This is a genomic window from Micromonospora sp. B9E7 (genome assembly GCF_039871815.1).
GTDB lineage: Bacteria > Actinomycetota > Actinomycetes > Mycobacteriales > Micromonosporaceae > Micromonospora.
The window spans coordinates 201,697-220,373 of record NZ_JBDPLX010000009.1 but is presented as its reverse complement, the minus strand read 5'-3'; the positions used below and the strand labels follow the sequence as shown (position 1 = coordinate 220,373).

Annotated in this window: 12 protein-coding genes, 1 tRNA gene and 2 pseudogenes; 6 read left to right on the top strand and 9 right to left on the bottom strand. The window is 73.8% G+C overall.

Annotated elements, in window-relative coordinates; genetic code table 11:
* Positions 1–291: 291 nt before the first annotated feature.
* A complete protein-coding gene (locus tag ABGB10_RS17545) occupies positions 292–933 on the bottom strand; it encodes a DUF3159 domain-containing protein (RefSeq protein WP_347661955.1) in 642 nt (213 codons plus the stop codon).
* Positions 934–1,151: 218 nt separating this feature from the next.
* Here ABGB10_RS17545 and ABGB10_RS17540 point away from each other — a divergent pair, with 218 nt between their 5' ends.
* Positions 1,152–2,039, top strand: coding sequence for a phosphatase PAP2 family protein (locus ABGB10_RS17540; protein WP_347661954.1), 888 nt, complete (start codon positions 1,152–1,154; stop codon positions 2,037–2,039).
* Positions 2,040–2,047: 8 nt separating this feature from the next.
* Positions 2,048–2,716 carry a maleylpyruvate isomerase N-terminal domain-containing protein gene (locus ABGB10_RS17535; RefSeq protein ID WP_347661905.1) on the top strand — a complete coding sequence of 223 codons (669 nt, stop codon included), beginning with the start codon at positions 2,048–2,050 and terminating at the stop codon, positions 2,714–2,716.
* Positions 2,717–2,948: 232 nt separating this feature from the next.
* Here ABGB10_RS17535 and ABGB10_RS17530 read toward each other — a convergent pair whose 3' ends face one another.
* Together ABGB10_RS17530 and ABGB10_RS17525 are read right to left on the bottom strand one after the other, a co-directional pair.
* Entirely contained in the window at positions 2,949–3,812 is an 864-nt protein-coding gene (locus ABGB10_RS17530; RefSeq protein WP_347661904.1) for a DUF1028 domain-containing protein, read from the bottom strand.
* Positions 3,813–3,863: 51 nt separating this feature from the next.
* Positions 3,864–5,084 (bottom strand): low temperature requirement protein A, encoded by a 1,221-nt coding sequence (locus ABGB10_RS17525; protein ID WP_347661903.1) that lies wholly within the window; start codon positions 5,082–5,084, stop codon positions 3,864–3,866.
* A gap of 154 nt (positions 5,085–5,238) precedes the next feature.
* On the opposite strand from ABGB10_RS17525, the gene ABGB10_RS17520 reads away from it, so the two are divergent.
* The 3 genes from ABGB10_RS17520 (at position 5,239) to ABGB10_RS17510 (ending at position 8,214) form a co-directional block, all read left to right on the top strand.
* Positions 5,239–6,222 carry an LLM class F420-dependent oxidoreductase gene (locus ABGB10_RS17520; protein WP_347661953.1) on the top strand — a complete coding sequence of 328 codons (984 nt, stop codon included), beginning with the start codon at positions 5,239–5,241 and terminating at the stop codon, positions 6,220–6,222.
* On the top strand, positions 6,219–7,010 hold the full coding sequence (locus tag ABGB10_RS17515; protein ID WP_347661902.1) for an SDR family oxidoreductase: 792 nt from the start codon (positions 6,219–6,221) through the stop codon (positions 7,008–7,010). Before ABGB10_RS17520 ends, ABGB10_RS17515 begins: the two co-directional genes overlap by 4 nt.
* A gap of 97 nt (positions 7,011–7,107) precedes the next feature.
* A complete protein-coding gene (locus tag ABGB10_RS17510) occupies positions 7,108–8,214 on the top strand; it encodes a hypothetical protein (RefSeq protein WP_347661901.1) in 1,107 nt (368 codons plus the stop codon).
* A 76-nt stretch (positions 8,215–8,290) separates the two neighbouring features.
* On the opposite strand, the gene ABGB10_RS17505 is transcribed toward ABGB10_RS17510, so the two are convergent.
* The 6 genes and pseudogenes from ABGB10_RS17505 to ABGB10_RS17480 form a co-directional block, all read right to left on the bottom strand.
* On the bottom strand, positions 8,291–10,666 hold the full coding sequence (locus ABGB10_RS17505; RefSeq protein WP_347661900.1) for a transglutaminaseTgpA domain-containing protein: 2,376 nt from the start codon (positions 10,664–10,666) through the stop codon (positions 8,291–8,293).
* Entirely contained in the window at positions 10,660–11,829 is a 1,170-nt protein-coding gene (locus ABGB10_RS17500) for a DUF58 domain-containing protein (RefSeq protein WP_347661899.1), read from the bottom strand. The genes ABGB10_RS17505 and ABGB10_RS17500 overlap by 7 nt, the downstream gene beginning before the upstream one ends.
* Before the next feature lie 14 nt (positions 11,830–11,843).
* Positions 11,844–12,839, bottom strand: coding sequence for a MoxR family ATPase (locus ABGB10_RS17495; protein WP_347661898.1), 996 nt, complete (start codon positions 12,837–12,839; stop codon positions 11,844–11,846).
* 27 nt (positions 12,840–12,866) lie between these two features.
* Positions 12,867–15,491, bottom strand: coding sequence for a fibronectin type III domain-containing protein (locus ABGB10_RS17490; RefSeq protein WP_347661897.1), 2,625 nt, complete (start codon positions 15,489–15,491; stop codon positions 12,867–12,869).
* Positions 15,492–15,674: 183 nt separating this feature from the next.
* Positions 15,675–16,151, bottom strand: a pseudogene (locus ABGB10_RS17485) (fibronectin type III domain-containing protein); the annotation flags it as partial.
* Positions 16,152–17,936: 1,785 nt separating this feature from the next.
* Positions 17,937–18,353, bottom strand: a pseudogene (locus ABGB10_RS17480) (hypothetical protein); the annotation flags it as partial.
* 233 nt (positions 18,354–18,586) lie between these two features.
* Here ABGB10_RS17480 and ABGB10_RS17475 point away from each other — a divergent pair.
* Positions 18,587–18,670 (top strand) — tRNA-Leu (locus ABGB10_RS17475).
* Positions 18,671–18,677 lie beyond the last annotated feature (7 nt).

Genomic DNA, 18,677 nt, shown 5'->3' with positions numbered 1-18,677 from the left:
ACCCACGGTCAGGCCGGGGTGGGCCAGCCATCTGGCCGACGCAGCGGATCGGCTGGCCCACCCCACCGCCCGGACTGGAGCCAGTCGCGAAAAAGCCCAGAAATTCGGGCCTTCACGGGATCACGCTGAAGTCCACGACGGAGTAACGTACGTCACCGGAGAGGCCGCTCCCCCCGTGGCGGCCTCTCCACTTTCTTGGCCCCTGACCGGCCCCGCTCGTGATCGTCACGACGATCGCTGGCAGCTCAGCAGAGCATTGCCCGGCGTGCCGAACCGCTCAGCCGCCCATGATCACCGAGGCGAGTCACGCCGGCCGGCCGGCACGTCGGGGCCGTCGGTGAGCGGGTGACGCAGACCCGGGTGCCCGGCCGGCAGCGAGCGCCGCAGCACCACCCAACTCAGTGCCAGCGCCGCGGCGACCAGCGGCCAGGTCAACGCCACCCGGGCCACCACCAGCGCGAGCACCTGGCCGCTCAGGTAGAGCGGCACGAACACGGCGACCCTCAGCAGGTAGGTCGCCGTCCACACCCAACTGGCCCGGCCGTACCCCCGCAGCAGCGCCGGGTCGCGCCGCCACCGGGCGCGCTGGCCCAGCACCGCGCCGACCAGCACGCCGAGCAGTGGCCAACGCACCACGACGCTGACCGTCCACGCCAGGGCGCTCGCCGCGTTGGACAACACCTGGATCAGAAAGAAGTTCTCGGCCCGGCCGGTGCGCACCGCGATCAACGCCGCGACGCAGACCGCCAGCAGCCCGATCAGCACCGACCGCGGCCGGTCACCCCGACGCAGCCGTACGCCGGCCACCACCGCGCCCACGGCCAGCGCCGCGCCGACCCCACCCCACAGCGACTCGCCGCCCAGCAACCAGCCCGCCGCGAACGCCAGCGGCGGCAGGGTGGCATCGACGGCGCCGCGTCGCCCACCCAGCAGATCCGTCAGCGACTCGGCGCGCGCCGGCCCTCCCGGACCGGTGTCGGCACCTGCCCCGGCCGGCCCTCCCGGCCCCGGATCGGCGCCCTTCCGCTGCTCCGGACGGCCGCTGTCGCGCCCCGGTGCTCCGCTCACCACCGCCTCCTCGCCTCTGGCACAACCTAACCGTCAACGCGCGGCGGGCCACCGATCGGTTGCCCGACACCGGCCGCTACGGTGTGCGGATGCGCGCGACGGCACGGGGTTGGACCGCGGTCTGGTTGGTCGTACTGGCCCTTGTCCAGGCGGCTGCCTTCCTCGCCGTGTGGCGGGTGGCGGTGCACACCGAGGTCGGTCAGTGGGTGGACACCGTCGCGCTGACCGGCAACCGGATCGGGCAGGACACCATCGACGGACCCGTCGACCGGATCCTCAACGCGATGTCGGTGGTCTCCCTGCTGGCAGCCACCGCGATGATCGGCTTCATCGCGTTGATCCGGGGACGGATCGCCCTGGCCGTCACCGCGACCCTGCTGATCGCCGGAGCGAACCTCTCGACCCAGCTGCTGAAGTACGGCTTGAACCGCCCCGACTTCGGCCTCGACCCGGAGCGCGCCGAGGTGGGCAACAGCCTGCCCAGCGGGCACACCACCGTGGCCGCGTCGGTGGCGGTCGCGCTGATGCTCGTCCTGCCGCGCAAGGTGCGGGCGGCCGGTGCCTTCATCGGTGCCGGTTATGCCGCCGCCGCCGGAGTCGCCACCCTCTCCGCCGGCTGGCACCGGCCCAGCGACGCGGTCGCCGCGTACCTGGTGGTGGGTGTGTGGGCGGCGTTGGCCGGGCTGCTCCTGCTGATCACCCAGCGGGAGCAGGCCGAGGTCGCCCCCGGCGACGCGCACCGGATCGCCGCGCTGGTGCTCGGGGTGGGCGGTCTGCTCGCCCTGGTCGCCTGTGGGCTGGCCCTGGCGTGGCTGGTCGAGTTGCGCGGCACCGGGCCGCAGGAGTTGACCCGCCGGCCACTGTTCATCGGGTACGCGGGCAGCGCCGCCGGGATCGCCGGCACGATGGCGGTGGTGATGGCGCTGGTGCTCACCGTCGTGCACCGGCTCGTGCCCCGGGTCAAGGGCTGAGCCGGCTGATGGATCCGGTCCGTGCGGCGTTCTCGGCCGAGTGCGCACAGCTCACCGAGGTCCTGGCCGACCTGGTCGACGCCGACCTCGACGGACCCACCGACTGCCCGCCGTGGACCGTCCGGGAACTGATCGCACACGTACGCACCGGCGTCGGCCGGCTGACCGACATGCTGGCCGCGCCGGCCCCGCCACGCGCCGAGGTGGACGCCGCCGGTTACTTCGGCCGGGCGAAGTTCACCGAGCAGGTGGATGCCGACCGGATCGCCGGCGGGCGGCGCGACGCCCTCCAGGTGGACCAGCCGGCGCTGGCGACCGAGTTGGAGCGAGCGTGGCGAGCCACCGAGGCGGCGGTGGCCGCCGCCCCGCCCGATCGCGTGGTGCGGACCCGACACGGCGACGCGATGCGCCTCACCGAGTTCCTGCGGACCCGGGTCGTCGAGGTGGGCGTCCACGGTCTGGACCTGGCTGCCGCTCTGGGTCGGCCGCCGTGGCTCACCGCCCCGGCGGCCGAGGTGATCGCCGACCTGCTCGCCGGAGGGCGCCCGGCACCGTCCGGTCTGGGCTGGGACCGGCTGACCCTGATCCGCAAGACCACCGGGCGGGCGGCGCTGACCGCCCCGGAACGGACCGCGATCGACGCGGCGCGCTTCCGCTGGCTCGCCTTCGGTCGCTGACGCCGCGCGCTGTCGGTCGCTGACGCCGCGCGCTGTCGGTCGCTGACCCCGCGCGCCGTTGGTCGCTGACCCCGCTCCAAGGCGCGTGAGCCCGACCCGGACACCCAAGATCCGCGCAACTTCGGGGGAACCGCCGCCTCACGGCCGGTGGACGCAGCAGTTTCCCCGAAAGTGTGCGGATCTTGCGGGGCGACGGTGTCGCCCTGCTGGTTGCGGCTCGCCCCCGGGCGGGTCAGCTCGCGGAGCGGGGTGCGGGGACGTGCGGGGCAACACCGCGCAGGTGCGTCAGGACGACAGGATCGATCCGGCCCGGCACCAACCGCTCCTCCAGGTTCTCCAGCCCCGCCCAGGAGACCAACGCTGCCTCCGGCCCGTCGCCGGCCACCGGATGGCCCAGCGCCATGAGCAACGCGGCTACCTCCTCGGCGACCGCGCCACTCAGGTCGAGCAGGGTGGCCGGGTCCGGCCGGCCGAACAGCATGGTGTGCACGGCGAGCAGCCGGCTCAGCTCGGCGACCGGGTCCGGGTGATCGTCCACGCGAAGGTCGACCAGCACGTCGCTGGTGCCGCCGTACCCGCCGCCACGCTCGACCACCAGCAGCCCGGCGCTCTGCCGACCACGCCGGTCGCCGCCGGCCTCCTCGCCGGCCCGCAGCGCGGCGACCAGCCGCTCGGCGAACGGCAGCGCCGCCCCCGCCAGCCACGCCTCGCCGAGGGCGTCGACGACCTCCGGGCCGGTGAGCACGTTGCCCTGTGCGGCCCAACCGTCGCCGGTCCGCCCACCGGCCCACGGGAGGCAGGCCGGCCCGGTCCAGCTGGCACCCGGACCACTGGCGTCCACCACCCCGAGCTGGCGGTGCTCGCGCTCGGGGTCCGCGGCGACCAGCCCGGCCACGACATCGGCGGCTGTCACTCCGGTGCGCAGCAGGGCGAGGCCCTGCGGGCGGTAGCCGAGGTTGGCGTGCGCCTGGGTGGCCAGCGCGCCGACCTCGGCGGCGGCCGCCGGCACCACCGCCCCGGCGGCGAGGAACTTGCTGGCGACGGCGACACCATGCAGACGGCCGTCGGCTGAGCGGGCGACGAGCGAGAAGGTCACCGGCCGAGATTATCCGGTCGCGCCGGCAGGACATCGCCGTACGTCGTCGTCTCAGAACGGTGGCGCGGCCGGCTCCGGTGGCGCGCCGCGCGCCCGGCGGGCGTCGGCGATCGTGACCGCGCCCAGCACCAGCACCCCGACCGTGGTCGCGACCACACCCGGCAGGAACAGCAGCGGCACGGCCGACACCGCCAGCGCCAGCAGGGCGACCCAGCGGGAGGGCGAGACCCGCGCGAACACCTCGTACTCGAGGCGGGACCGACCGGCCAGGAACAGCGCCGGACCGCCGAGCACCAGGGCCAACCACGACCCCGGGATCCGTTCCAGCGGATGCTCGATGATCAGTTCGTATCCGATCGCGGTGGCGGCGAGCCCGACGACCATCACCAGGTGGGTGTCGGCCGCCGACCGGCCGATGGTGGCGGGGTGCCGGGCCTTCGTCACCGCCTCGCCCAGGATCCGCCCGGCCCGCTGGACGTAGATCCGCCACAGCATGATCGACGTGGCCAGCGCGAGCGCGAACGCCCAGGCGTGCCCCGTCTCGTACGGTCCCCTGCTGTACGCGAAACCGGCCACCAGGATCGTCTCGCCCAGGGCGACGAGGAAGAACTGCTGGTACCGCTCGGCCAGGTGCTCCCCGGCGATCTCCCACTTGGAGATCGTCGAGCGACCCAGCCCCGGCACCGGCCAGCCACAGCGGCCGGCCAGGTACTCGATCACCAGCGCCGTCGTCCAGAACACCACCTGCATGTTGGTCGTCAACATCGCGCCGCTGATCCAGAACACCCCGCTGACGGCGAACACCACCGCCATGCGCACCTTCAACCGGCGGTACGGGTGCGGACCCAGCGCGATCGAGAGGATCACCGGTCGGGTCACCTGTGCGACCACGTACGCCACCGCGAACATCAGCGCGGTGTCGCTGAACGCCCGGGGGATCGCCACCCCCATCACCATGCTGCACACCAACGCGGTGATCACTACGGTCTGCAGCGGCACCCGGTACGGGTCGTACCGGCTGGTCGTCCACGCGGTGCCCTGCCAGACGGCCCAGAGCGCGAGCAGCAACAGCAGGGTCTTGCCGCCGCCGGTGACCGTGCCCCAACCATTCTCCCGGCCCGGCTCCTGGGTCAGGTCCTCGAACGCGCGTGCCGAGATGCGGGTGAGCGCGAAGACGTACACCAGGTCGAAGAAGAGTTCGAGGAAGGTGGCCCGGCCGGGGGTGGTCGCCGCAGGAACCGGCTCCAGGCGTCCCGCTGCCCCGGAACCCATGGTCAGCGGCCTGCGCCGTCGGTCCGGTCCACCTGGCAGTCGTAGCACCCCCGATGGCAGGCACCGCCGGAAACCGGCGATTCTGCCCAGTACGGGGATCTTGCTCGCGTGCCCCGTGAACGGGCACGATCGATCGGTGACGAATCGATGGGGCATGACGGTGCCGCTGGGCGGCATCCCGCTGGCCGACCACGAGGCGGTCTACGCGACGCTCGACCGGGCCGGGTTCACCGACGTCTGGTCGTCCGAGGTCGCCGGGACCGACGCGTTCACCCCGCTGGCGCTCGCTGCCGCCTGGCAGCCCCGGTTGCGGCTCGGCACCGCGATCACGCCGGTCTTCACCCGGGGTCCCGGGCTGCTGGCGATGAGCGCGGCGGCGTTGGCCGAGGCCGCGCCGGGTCGATTCTCGCTCGGCATCGGGGCGTCCTCGCCGGTGCTGGTCCGCGACTGGAACGCGGTCCGGTTCGAGGAGCCGTTCCGGCGGACCCGTGACGTCCTGCGTTTCCTGCGCGCCGCGTTGCGCGGTGAGACCGTCGACGAGGTGTACGACACGTTCACCGTGCGACGGTTCACGCTGGAACGACCACCGGCGGTGCCGCCACCGATCCTGCTCGCCGCGCTGCGTCCGGGGATGCTCCGGCTGGCCGGCGCGGAGGCCGACGGGGTCATCCTCAACTGGCTCAGCGCCGACGACGTACCGCGTGCCCTCGCCGAGTTGGGTGAACGACGCCCCGGCTTCGAGATCGCCGCCCGGATCTTCGTGTGCCCCACCGAGGACGCCGCGTACGCCCGGACGTTGGGCCGCCGGCTGATCACCAGCTACCTGACCGTCCCGGCGTACGCCGAGTTCCACCGTTGGCTCGGCCGGGACGAGACGCTCGGCCCGATGTGGGAGGCCTGGGCCGCCGGTGATCGACGTGGGGCCAGCGCGGCGGTGCCGGACGACGTGGTCGACGCCCTGGTGCTGCACGGCTCGCCCGAGCGGTGCCGGGCACAGGTGCGCCGCTACGCCGACGCCGGCGTGGACGTGCCGGTCTTCGCGCTGCTGCCCACCCCCGAGGTGACCGCCGGTGGCGCGACCGCGCTGACCACCCTCATCGCCCAGTTGGGCACCGACTCGATCGGAGCGTCCGCGTGAACCTCACCGACCGGATCGTGGTGGTCACCGGTGGCGCCGGTGGCATCGGGGCTGCGTTGTCCCGCCGCTTCGCAGCGGAGGGTGCCGCCGCCGTGGTGGTCGCCGACCTGGACGCCGACGCGGCGGACGCGGTGGCCGAGGGCATCGGCCCGGTCGCCCATCCCATCGCCCTCGACGTCACCGACGAGGAGCAGGTACGCGAGCTGGTCGCCGACACGGAGGAGCGCTACGGCCGGATCGACCTGTTCTGCGCCAACGCGGGGGTGACCACCGGTGGGGGAGTGGAGGTCGACGATGCCGGTTGGGACCGGGCGTGGCGGGTCAACGTGCTCGCCCACGTCTACTCGGCCCGTGCGGTGCTGCCCGGGATGCTCGCCCGGGGTGGCGGGCACCTGCTGCACACCTGCTCGGCGGCGGGGGTGCTGACCGCGGTGGGCGACGCCGCGTACACCGCGACGAAGCATGCCTCGGTGGGGTTCGCGGAGTGGTTGGCCATCACCTACCGGGACCGGGGCATCCGGGTCAGCGCGCTCTGCCCGCAGGGGGTGGACACCCCGATGCTCGCCGACGGGATCGCCGAGGGTCACCTCGGTGCCCGGGTGATCACCGCGTCCGGTGCGGTGCTCACCCCGGACCAGGTCGCCGACGCGGCCATCGCCGGGTTGGCCGAGGAGCGTTTCCTGATCCTCCCGCACCCGGAGGTCGCCGACTACGCCCGCCGCCGCGCCGAGGACCCGGACGGCTGGCAGGCCGGCATGCGCAAACTCATCCGTCGCCTGACCGCCTGACCGTTGTACTGAGCACAACGGACTTCCCCCGCCGGCGGGAGCACATTCCCCGCTGTCGGGGAGGAGAAGCGCGTCGGTCGCCGCAGACCATTGATCCATGAATGCGGGTGTGTGGTCGCCAACCTCCGGTCGTACCCGTCGATCCGCGGCGATCGACGCGGCCAGACCGTGGGCGGTGGCCTGCGGCGTCTTCGTCGCCGGTGAGCTGGCTCTGCGTCTGTACTGGATCGGGGGCGGCCGGTGGGGGTACACCGCCTGCGACCGCACCGATCTGGTCGACCCGGCCGGTGGATGCGGCGCGGACCGGGTGGAGACGCTGCCGGTCTGGACGGGATGGGGCGCGATCGGAGTCGGTGTCGCGCTCGCGGTGATCATCGGTTTCACGATCCGGGTTCCCGGCCGCGTCGCGTCCGGCGCGAGTTGGGCGGCGAGCGGGCTGCTCCTGGTCGTCGCGTTCCCGCTGCACCTGCTCTTCGAGGTGCCGGCGGCGTTGGCGGGACGTCCCTCGGACTGGCGTGACCTCGGCGCCCGGCTCGCGCTGGTAGCCGGTGGCGTCCTGTTCGCCGGGCTCGCGAACGCCTCCGGTCCCCAGCGCGGACCGATGGCTGCCGACTACCAGCCGGTGCCGAGGTGGACGCGCCTCTGGGCGTACACCGCTGTCGCTCTGCCCGTGGTCGGCTGGGCCGTGCCGCACGGGCTCTGGGTGCTCGGCGTTCCGTTCGGCGTCTCCGAGCGGAAGCTGGATGAGATGCACCTGAATCTTTCGACGGAGACGGGCGTCGCGATCACAGTCGTCCCGCCGCTCGCCGGCCTGCTCGTCCTCGGGTTGGTGCGGCGGTGGGGGCAGCAGTTCCCGCGCTGGGTGCCGGGGCTGGGCGGTCGACGCGTTCCCCGGCTGCTGGCGGTGCTCCCGGCCGGGGTGGTGGCGCTCGCGTTGGTCACCTACGGGGTGCTGAGCGTCGCGGTGTTCGTCGGCCAACTACGCACCGGTGACCTGCCGTGGTCGGAGGTGTGGGAGGAGTGGGCGACCAGCGCCACCCTGCTGGTGTTCCTCGGCTGGGGAGTGTCGCTCCTCATCACGACCACCGGCTATGCCCTCGCCACCCGGCCGCTTCTGCTGGGACCCCTCCTCATCGCCGTGGCTGCTGACTACGGCCGCCGCGTCGCCTGGACCCGACCCCCGGCGAGCCAGCGCCCGGGTTGATCAAGAGGTTTGCGTCAAGAAGCCGCCCGCCGGTGACGCAAAGCTCTTGATCACCGCGGGGATCGGCGGGTGCGGATCACCGCGGGGATCGGCGGGCGCGGCGCAGGGGGGACGGGTGGACGGACCAGAGCAGGCGGCGCCACCAGGGGCGGGCCGCGCGCAGCGTCGCCACGTAGGCGGTCGCCACCTCGGCGGCCCGCGCCGCCTGGTCCGACGTCGCGGCAGCGGGGGCGAAGCCCACCTGATTGAGCAGGGCCGCCAGTTCGTCGACGGTCGGCCCTTCGCCGGTCGCGCCGCCGTTGGTCGGGCCGCTGCCGGTCGCGCCGCCTGCGGTCGGGTCGTCGCCGGTCACGTCGGCTCGGGCGTCGGCCAGAGCCTGGCGGGCGTGCCCAGCCACCTCGGTAGCGGCCAGGTCGTCGCCGACCGGTCGGCCGGCCAGCCCAAGCGCATCGGTGACCTCCCGCCAGGCGCCGGCGATGCGTTGACCGGGATCACCCTCGACGAGCCGACGCCGGGTCAGCGAGCGGCGCATCGTCAACAAGGTGAGCAGGAGCGCCCCCACCAGCAGCACCAGGCCGCTGCTGCCCCCGGAGACCAGCACCGGCGTGGACAACCCACCCCGTCCGGGCGGCCCGTCCGGCGCGGCCACCGGCTCCGGCGACGCGGACGGCTCCACGGTGGGCGCCGGTGCCTCCGACGGTGGCGGATCCTCGGGCGTCGGCCGGAAATCCTCCTCCACCGGCCTCGGCTCGTTGTTCGGGCGCGGCAGCGGGTCGAACGGCACCCAACCCAACCCGTCGAAGAGCACCTCCGGCCACGCGTACGCGTCACCGGCCAACACCGGCCCCTGCCCGCCGGCCCGGAAACCCACCACCACCCGGGTCGGCAGCCCGGACAGCCGGCCGAGCACCGCGAAAGCCGCCGCGAACTGCTCGGACGTGCCCTCCTGGCCGCCACCGTTGCGGGGTCCGAAGAGGAAGAAACCCAGATTCGGGTACGCGTGCCCACTCGGCGCGTCCGCCGCCACCCGGTAGTGCTCGGCCAGGAACTGCTCGATCGCCAACGCCCGAGCGTACGGAGCGCCGTTCTCCTCGGCGAGTTGCGCGGCCAACCGGCGCATCGGGTCGGGCACCCCGTCGGCGACCCGCAACACCCGGGCCACCTCGTCCCCGGCGGGCACGTTCGCGGTGCCCAACAGGTTGAAGTCCGGGTGCTCCTCGGCGGAGGTCACCTCGTACCGCAGCCCCGGCGTCAACCCCTCCGGCCGGATCAGCGTCCCGCTCGCCGGGTCGTACGCCACCCGCGCGCCACTGACCTCCCGCGGCGTCGCCACGGCGGGGAGGAGTCGACCGCTCAACTCCGCCACGGTGATCTGCTGGCGGACCGTCCCGACCGTGCTGTCCTCAGGCGGCGTGGCGGCCGGCAGGATCCGGCCCGCGTTGCGGTACGTCGCCCCGACCCGCCAGGTCACCCCGTCGTAGTCGCTGAGCACCGCCAACCGGATCCGCACACCGCCACCGGTGCCCGCCCCCGGCTCGGTTCCAGGCTCGCCGTCCGGCGACGCGGCGTCGGGCGGTGCGGGCGGCGCATCGGCGCGTTCCGTGCTCACGTCGAGGAGTTTCTGCTCCGGATGCAGCGCCCAACCGGAGATCCGGATCAGCGGGTTCTCGTCGAGCGACTGCACCTGCGGCGGCTCCACGTACCGGCGCGGGTCCACCGGCCGACCGTCGACCTGACCGGCGACGACGGGGCCGAGCAGCGCGACCAGTCCGACCACCAGGGCCACCCCGAGGGCCGCGCTGGCGGCCAGCCGGAGCCGCACCGCCGCGCGTACCCGAGGTGCCAGGTCGGCGGCCGGATCGCCGCCGGCCGGCGCCGCGTTGCCGGGCGCCGCCAGGCCGACCGCCGCGACCGCGACGAACGCCACGGTCGTCCCGACCGCCGGCTCGGCGTTGGGGCCGACCGTGTACAGGGCGGCGGCGTAGAGCCCCGCCGCCGGCAGGTAACCCAACAGCACCCGGCCGGCGCGTAGTGCCACCTCCGCACCCGCCAGCCCGGCCAACCAGGCGGCGACGACGGGCACCAGCACCGTGTCCGGTGCGGGCTCCACCGGGATCATCGCGGTGAGCAGCCGGGGAATGCCGTTGCGCGCGGCGTCCGCGGTGACCTCCAGCAGACTGCCCGGAAGCTCCGCGTGGTGGGCGGCCAGCCGCAGTGACCACAGTGTCCAGCCAGCCATCGCGGCCACCGACACCGGTGCCACCAGCCAGGACGGCAGCCGACGGGCGGCGACACTGACCAGCACCGAACCGGCCGCCGCGCCGATCACCAGCCAGGTCAGCAGGTCGCCCGCGTACACCCGGCCCAGCGTCACCCCGGCGAGCACGGTCAGCCCGATCAACGCCGCCGGGACCACGGCCGCCCGCAGCACCCGCACCGTGCGCGTCACCACCGGCGTACCCCGTCCCACTCGGCGGCGAACTCCGGGCCGTCCGCCGCGTCGACCACCACCAGGCCGGTGGCGCCCGGCGGCGTCGGCTCGGCCGCGCCGAACACCCCGACCACCACCGACGGGTACGCCCCACGCAGCGCGCCGACGTGCCCCAACTCGTCTCGGCCACCCGGCCCGGTCAGGAAGATTAGCGTGTCGCCGAGCCGGTCCTGTCGCAGTCGGGTCGTGGCCGCGCGTACCGTGTCGTCGTCGCTGGAGAGTTCGGCCGCGGCGAGCCGGTCCAGCGGCCCGAGGGCGACCGCGGCGTCCGTCTCCTCACCGGGCGTCGCCACCTCGGCGGCCACCAACAGCAACACCACCGGCAGGTCCGCGCGGTGCGCCGCGGTGACGACCGACGCCGCCGCCTCGCAGGCCGACTCGAACGACTCCGCCACCCCGCCGACCCGCTGCGGGTGCGCGGTGACACGGTTGTCCAGCAGGACGACCAGACGCGGCAGGCTGGTGTCCACGTTCTCCCGCACCATCAGCTCACCCACCCGGGCGCTGGTGCGCCAGTGCACCCGGCGCAGCTCGTCGCCGACCACGTACTCCCGCAGCGAGTCGAACGTGATCGACCCGTGCGGCACGCCGTCGACCCGGCCGTCGAGGCTGCGCCCCGCGCCGGTGGGCACCGCCGTCAGCGGGTGGATCCGGGGATACACCCAGACCGGCACCACCGCACCGTACGGGCGGGCCAGCGCCACCAGACCCAGCGGGTCGCGCCGGGTCACCCGCAGCGGCCCGACCGCGACCACCCCACGTCGGTGGGTCGGCACGTCGTAGCGGACCTCGGTGTCCCGTCCCGGCCGCAGGCGCAGCACCGGAACCGGCACGGCGCGCTCGCCGCACCGGTCCTCGGCCAGCAGGTTCGCCGACCGCAGTCGGCCCGAATTGCGCACGGTCACCGTCATGATCGCCGACTCGCCGCGCGCCACCCGGTCCGGGTCGGCGTGGCGGGTCACCGTCAACCGGGGCCGCCAGGCCGCGACCAGTGCCGCGTAGCCCACCGCCGCGCCGGCCGCCGCGCCGAGCACCGTCAACTCGGGGTACGCGAACCGGAAACCCGCCCCCAGCAGCACGACGGCGGCGACGAGCAGCCCGACTCCACGGGCGGTGATTCCCATGCCGCTGCTGCCGGTCAGCCCTGTGCCGGAGCGGGTTGCCCGGACGGCAGGGGCACCGGCACCGAGGCGATGGCCTGGCGCAGCACCTCCGCGGCGGTCAACCCACGCACCTGGGCGTCCGGGGTGAGGAGCAGCCGATGCGCGAACACCGCCTCGGAGAGCGCCTTCAGGTCCTCCGGCATGATCCAACCCCGCCCGTCAATGAGCGCGTACGCGCACGCCGCCCGGGTCAACGCGATCACACCCCGGGGACTGACCCCGACGCGCACCTGCGGGTGGGTACGGGTCGCGGCGGCCAGTCGGACCGCGTACGCGTAGAGCGGTTCGGCGATGTGCACCCGGCGGGCCATCCGGACCATCTCCCCGACGGTGGCGGTGTCGGTGACCGGGGCGAGCGCCTCGGGGGAGCGCACGGTGGCACCACGCAGCACCTCGACCTCGACCGCCTCGTCCGGGTAGCCGACGGACAGTTTCACCAGGAACCGGTCCAACTGTGCCTCGGGGAGCCGGTAGGTGCCGTCCATCTCCACCGGGTTCTGGGTGGCCACGACCAGGAACGGCGACGGCACCGGGTGCCGGACCCCGTCCACCGTCACCGTGCGTTCCTCCATCACCTCCAGCAGCGCCGACTGGGTCTTTGGCGACGCCCGGTTGATCTCGTCGGCGATGACGATGTTGGCGAAGACCGGCCCCGGGTGGAACTCGAAGTCCCGGGTCGCCTGGTTGAAGATGGTCACGCCGGACACGTCCGACGGGAGCAGGTCGGGGGTGAACTGGATGCGCCGCCACTCACCCTTCACCGTGGCGGCGATGGCCCGCGCCAGGGTCGTCTTACCGACCCCGGGCACGTCCTCCAGGAGTACGTGACCCTGTGCGAAGAGCGCGGTCAGCGCCAGCCGGACCACCTGCGGCTTGCCGAGCACCACCGCGTTGACGTTCTCGGCCAGCCGGGCGGCCAGGGCCGCGAAGCCCTGCACCTCCGGCTGGGTGAGTGGCTCGTGGGTGTTCACGGTCGGCGGTGCTCCTCGGCTGGTGGTTCAGCAGGTGGGCAGGACGTTGATGTTGTCGCCGCCCTCCAGGTTGAGCCAGGCCCAGGGAATGTAGTTCTTCCCCTCGTAGCTGACCTGCACCCACCAGGTGCTGCGCTTCTCGTTGTTGTAGATGTAGGCGTAGACCTCTTCGCCCGACTTCTTGCAGTACGCCTGCAGCCGGCTGCCGGGCTTCGCCCAGCCGACCTGCTTGTCGTTGTCCTGTCGCGCAACCGAGAAGATCTCGTTGCCGTTGCGGCCGTCACGGTCCCGGTCGCAGTAGGTCGACTCGGGCCCGGATGCGCCGTTACGGCAGGTCGCGATTCCGTACAGCGAAGGCGTGGCCTGCGCCCTCGTCGCCGTGCCCTTACCGGCGGCGTTGCTCGCCGTCACCGTGAACGTGTAGTTGGTGCCCGGCGTCAGGCCCGTCATCGTGATGCTGGAACACGGCCCGGCCTTCGCCGGCTCACCCGTCGTACTCAGCGAGCAGGTGGCCTGACCGCCGCCGGCGTCCACTGTGAACGTCACCGTCGCCCCGGTGGCGGTCGCCGACGAACCGGTCACCGTGACCCGGGGCTCGGCGACCGTACGCGCCGTGGCGGTGGCCTCCGGCCCGGGCCCCGCCTCGTTGACCGCCTTCACCTTCACCGTGACGTTCTGGCCGTTGCCCAGCCCGGTGACCGTCGTCCGGGTGTCGGTCACCTCGCTTGCCCGCCCACCGACGTCCACCAGGTACTTCGTCACCGGCCGGCCGTTTGCCTCGGCCGGCGCCCACTGCACCGTCACCGCGCCCGGCTGGTTGGCGACCGTGCCGGCCCGCAGGTTGAGCGGCCGACCGGGCGCGGCGAAGGGCACCACCGTGTTGCTCACCGGCGAGGCCGCCGACCCGGCGCCCTTGCTGTTGACCGCCACCACTGTGAACGCGTACTGGGTGCCGAACTCCAGCTCACCGGCCGGCACCACCAGCTCCGTCTTCGTCGACTCGCCGGCCGGGGCGTTCGTTCCCGCCGAACTGGCCGTCACCGCGTACCTCGCGATGGTGTTGCCCTGCCCGTTCGCGGCCGGCCACTTCACCAGCACCGTGCCGTCCGGCCGCTCCTGGGCGGTGACGCTCGCCGGCGGGTCGGGCACCGCGGCGGTCGGGGTCACCGGGTTGCTGTTGCGCGGCGGACCGTCACCCTTGGCGTTCACGGCGTGCACCGCGAACCGGTACGTCTCGCCGTTGGTCAGGCCCTTGATCTCCACCGCACGCTGGTTGGCGCCCACCTCCACGCGCTTGCCGGCACCCTCCACCACGTACTTGATGATCTCGGCGCCGTTGGCGGCCGCCGGCCGCCAGCTCACCCGGGCCTGCGCGTTGCCGGCCGAGGCGGTCACGCTGCGCGGAGCACTCGGCTTACCCACCCGAGGCTTCTTCGGCGGGGGCGGCGGCGGGGCAACCGGTGGCGGGTCGCCGCCGAGCACGTCGTTGGCGTACTTGTTGACCTCGCGCACCTGGTGCTTGTCGTCCACCACCCGGGCCGTCGCCGAGTCGGGGGAGTTGATGAACAGGTGGTTCTCCCGGACCTCCAGCTCCAGCGGCCCGTTCGCCCGTCCGCCGATGGTCTCGACCAGCTGACCGCCACCGTCGAAGGCGTAGATCGTGCCGGTGGCCTCGTCGGCGCAGTAGAACCGGTCCGCCCAGGCCACCGCCGGGCTGAGCCGATCCCCCTCGCCCGGCACGGTGAACGCCCTCTCCTCCCCACCGTCACCCACCACCAGCACCCGCCGATCGGCGGGCACGGTGACCGGAATCCGCGGCCCACTGGTGCGCGCGGGCAGTGCGGCCGGGCCGGACAGCGTCAACGACGTCGGGCGCACCTCGCCGCGCTGCACGCGCACCAGCTTGCCCGCCGTGCGGTCGAGCACCGCCACACCGTCGTCCAGGGTGGAGACCACCAGCTCGTGGCTCGCCTCGGCCACGTCGTACGACTCGACACGCTCCGGGCTGATCCCGCCACCGGCGGGCGCGGCCGAGGCCGGCGCGGACGGCAGCTTGGCGGCGGTGATCGCCGAGACGGTGCCCTCGCTGGGCACCGCGATCCACAACCGACCCGCACCGTCGAAGGTGCCGCCGGCGATGCCCGGGGGATAGCGGACCGGCTCGCCGACCGGGGCCAGCGACCGCGGGTCGAGCTGCCGCACGATGCCCTGCACGGCGTCGACCACGAACGCCGAGTCCTCGTGCAGGGCGACACTCACGCCCAGGCCGGGGGTCGTCTTGGTGGTCGCGGTGAGCTGCAGGGTCGCCAGGTCCAGAGAGCTGACCTGCCCCGTCTGCAGGTCGCGCAGGATCAGCAGCCGGTCGGTCTGGGTGACCTGCATCGGGTGACGGTTGGCGCCGGGGATCTCGGTGCGGGTGTCCACCCGGGCGGTCACCCCGTTGACCCGGGCCAGCTCGCTGCGCGCCGTGCTCCACAGCCAGGAACTCGCGTCGTAGTTGGCCACCGCGTTGTCGGCCGCGCCCAACCCGAGAACCGTCAACCCCATGGCGGCCAGCAGAGCGGCCACCGTGCCGACAGTCACCAGTCCACCGCGAAGCCGGGACCGGGAGCGGGGGGCGTCAGTCCGTACGGCGTCGTCGATGCTGGCCACAGCCGGCTGCCTCCCCTGAGTCGTGGCAGGTGGCGCGCCTCGCGGCAACCCCTCCCCTGAGCCGGGTGCCATCATATGGCGCTGCTGGTGGCGGGGGAACCCGCACGGTCACCCCTGTGGATACCGAGCGTGTGCGTTGTGGACGCCCAGCTCAGCCCAGCTCAGGCCGGCTCACGTTCCGGGTCAGCTTGGCGACGGTCGGCCCGAGGGCTTGCCGCTCGGCGAGGCGCTGCGCTCCCGCGCGGTGCAGACCTGGCCCGAGGTCGCGAAGCTGTCCGTGGAGTAGACCGCCAACACGGTGAAGCAGTGATCCACCCGCGAGTTCAACCCGTTGACCGTGTAGCTGGTCCGGCCCGGGTCCACGGTGGCCATCACCCCCAGGGCCTGCCCGGCCCGTCCGGCGGCGACCATGAACGGCACCGCGCCGCCGGACGGGTCCGTCCAGGTCAGCGTGATCGTGGTCGAGTTGTCCCGGAGCTTCAGATCCCCCGGCGGAGGCCCGGCCGCCGTCGGCACCCCCGTGGGTGCCACCGCCGTCGGCGCGGCCCCGCCGGGTGGCGGGTCGTCACGGGTCAGCACCACCGCACCCAGCCCGGCCACCGCCACGACGGCCACCCCGGCCGCCACCACCGCGCCGATCAGCGTCGCACGGTTGCGGCCCGCCGAGCCGTCCTCGTCGGCGTACGCCGGCCGGTACGGGTCCTGCGCCGGGTGGTACTGCTGCCCCGGGTACAACGCCTGCCCCGGGTGGTGGTCCGGGGCCGGGTAGTGCTCCGGGACCGGACGCTGCTCCTGGGCTGGGTATTGGTCCGGGGCTGGGTAGTGGTCCTGGGTCGGGTAGCTGGCCGGCTCGGCCGGAGTTGGCTGTTGGTCCTGGTGGTGCTGAGGGGCAGGTCGCGGCACGCTCGATGGCGGCATCGGCACCGCGCCACCGCCGTCCGGGGACCAGGCCGCCGGAGTCGGCTCGACCGGCGTCGCAGCGGGGCGCAACGGCGCGGCGGCAGATCGAGGCTGCGCGGCCGGCTGAGCCGTCACGTTCTGGCTCGGACCGGCGTAACCGCTGGCCGGGCCACTGCTCGGCGCGACGGCCGGGAACACCTCGGTCTCGTCGGACGCCGAGACACGGGCCCGCTGCGTCGGCACCGCCGCGGCATCGAAGATGTCCAGCCCGGACTCACCGTCTTCGCCGGTGTCCGCCGCGTCCGCCTCGGCGACGTCGGCACCGGTGTTCGGCAGTGGCTGCGGTGGGCCGCTGCGGCTCCACGGGGGCGCGGTCAACCCCCACGGCGGTACGGGAGGGGCGGAGATGGGTGGTGCGGGACTGGGTGGCGCGCTCTGCGGAGGTCCGGAGACCGGTTGCCGGGGAAGGGGAGGCGCGCTGATCGGAGGCGCGGAGACCTGCTGCCTAACAGCGGGTGGTGCGGAAACCGGGTGGGTGTGCCCGGGTGGTGCGGACACCGGCTGGCCGGGCGGTCCGGAGACCGGGTGTGGGTGGGCTGGCGGCGCAGAGGTGGGCAGCGGGGGAGCGGGGGGCGCGCTGACCGGGTGGGCTGGTGCTCCGCCGACCGGCCGTGGTGGCCCCGGGTGACTCCTGGCCGGCACCGACCCACCCGGCGACGTCGCTTCGACACCGGGTGCGTCGACCGATCCGCTCGCCCCGGTTGGCCTGGCTTTCGGCCGGGCGGCCTCCTCGGCGAGCAGCGGTTCGATCTGCCGTACCTGGATCGTGGGTTCGTGCCAGCGGGGCGTCGGTATCGGGGCGGGTGGGGCTGCCGGGGGGTGTGCGCCGTCAACGTTCGGGGGGTCGGCGACCCGCTGACGCGGCGCCACGGCAGGTCCATTTGGTGGTCGGTGTGGTGGCCGCTGCTCGGAGGACTGCGACGGCTGGCTTTCGGCCCTGGGCCTGGGCAGTGGGCTTCCGGCCGTCGGTCTGGTCGGCTGGCTTCCGAGCGTGAGCGTGGACGGCTCGATCTCAGTACTCGACCTGGGCTGCCGGCTCTCGACCGTCGGCCCAGGCGACGGGCTCGCCGTAGGAGGAGGTCCCGGCTGCGCCGATGAGATCGAGGTAGGTGCCGGCTGGACGGGTCGCGCCGGCGTGGTCGAGGTCGGTGCTGGCTGGATGGGCGGGGTCGAGGTAGGTGCCTGCGGGACGGGCTGCACCCGAGGCGCTGGAGCCGGGGCCGGGGCGGCATTGCCGGATGCGGCGGGTGCGCGTACCCCTGCAGGGGTTGACCGGGGTGTCTCTGGCGGTTGCGGCGGAGCCCAGGGTGAGGTGGTCGCCGCCGGGCCGCCAGCGGAAGGGCGCATCGCGGCGAGCGTCGCCAGTGACAGCGTCGGCCCGGACAGCGCCGACCGGGCGCTGAAATCCGGCGGCGCACTGACCGGCTCCGGGGTGGGCGTGGGCGCTGGGTTGTGCCGCCCGCTCGGGGTTGGCGCGGGTGGGCCGAGGTAGTCGCGGGCGGCGCGTACCGCTGGGTGGTGCTCCCCGAGCACCGCGGGCCCGGCGGTGGCGACCCGGGTGTAGTTGCGGCGGGCCTCGTGCCTGTTGCCCAGCTCCTCCGCTACCTCGGCGAGTTCGAAGGCGATCGCGAGGAGGACCGGGTCGGAGTGCTCCCACCGCCGCTCGCCCGCCGCGAATGCCTCCTCCAACACCCGGCGGGAGCCGAGCGGATCATCCGCCTCCCGGTGCAGCCGCGCCAGCAGATGCGCGGTGTGCAGCATCTCGGGGTGGTCGTCGGTGTACGGCGGGGGAGGGGACCCGACAGCCTCCGCGAGCAGCTGCCGGGCGGCGCTGAGATCGCCCGCGGCGCGCAGGGCGAGGGCCCGATGCTGGACGGCTGCGAGGGGGGAGGGATGGGACACGTGGCAATGCTGCCGTCAGAGGGCCGCCGGACGCTACCCGGACACGCGTCGGTGCTGTGCCGATGAGGCCCTGTGCGGCGGTTTGACCAGTGGCGCGAGCGCCGAGACCCGGGCACCGGAAGGCGATGTGCATGATCCACGGGCGGCGTGTACAGTAACTCCCCGTGCGGCCCGCCGTACCGACCATCGGATGGAAAGATCATCTGGGTCGGCGAGGTAGGCTGAACGTGTAGGTCCGGGTGGCGGAATGGCAGACGCGCTAGCTTGAGGTGCTAGTGCCCGTATAGGGCGTGGGGGTTCAAGTCCCCCCTCGGACACGAACCA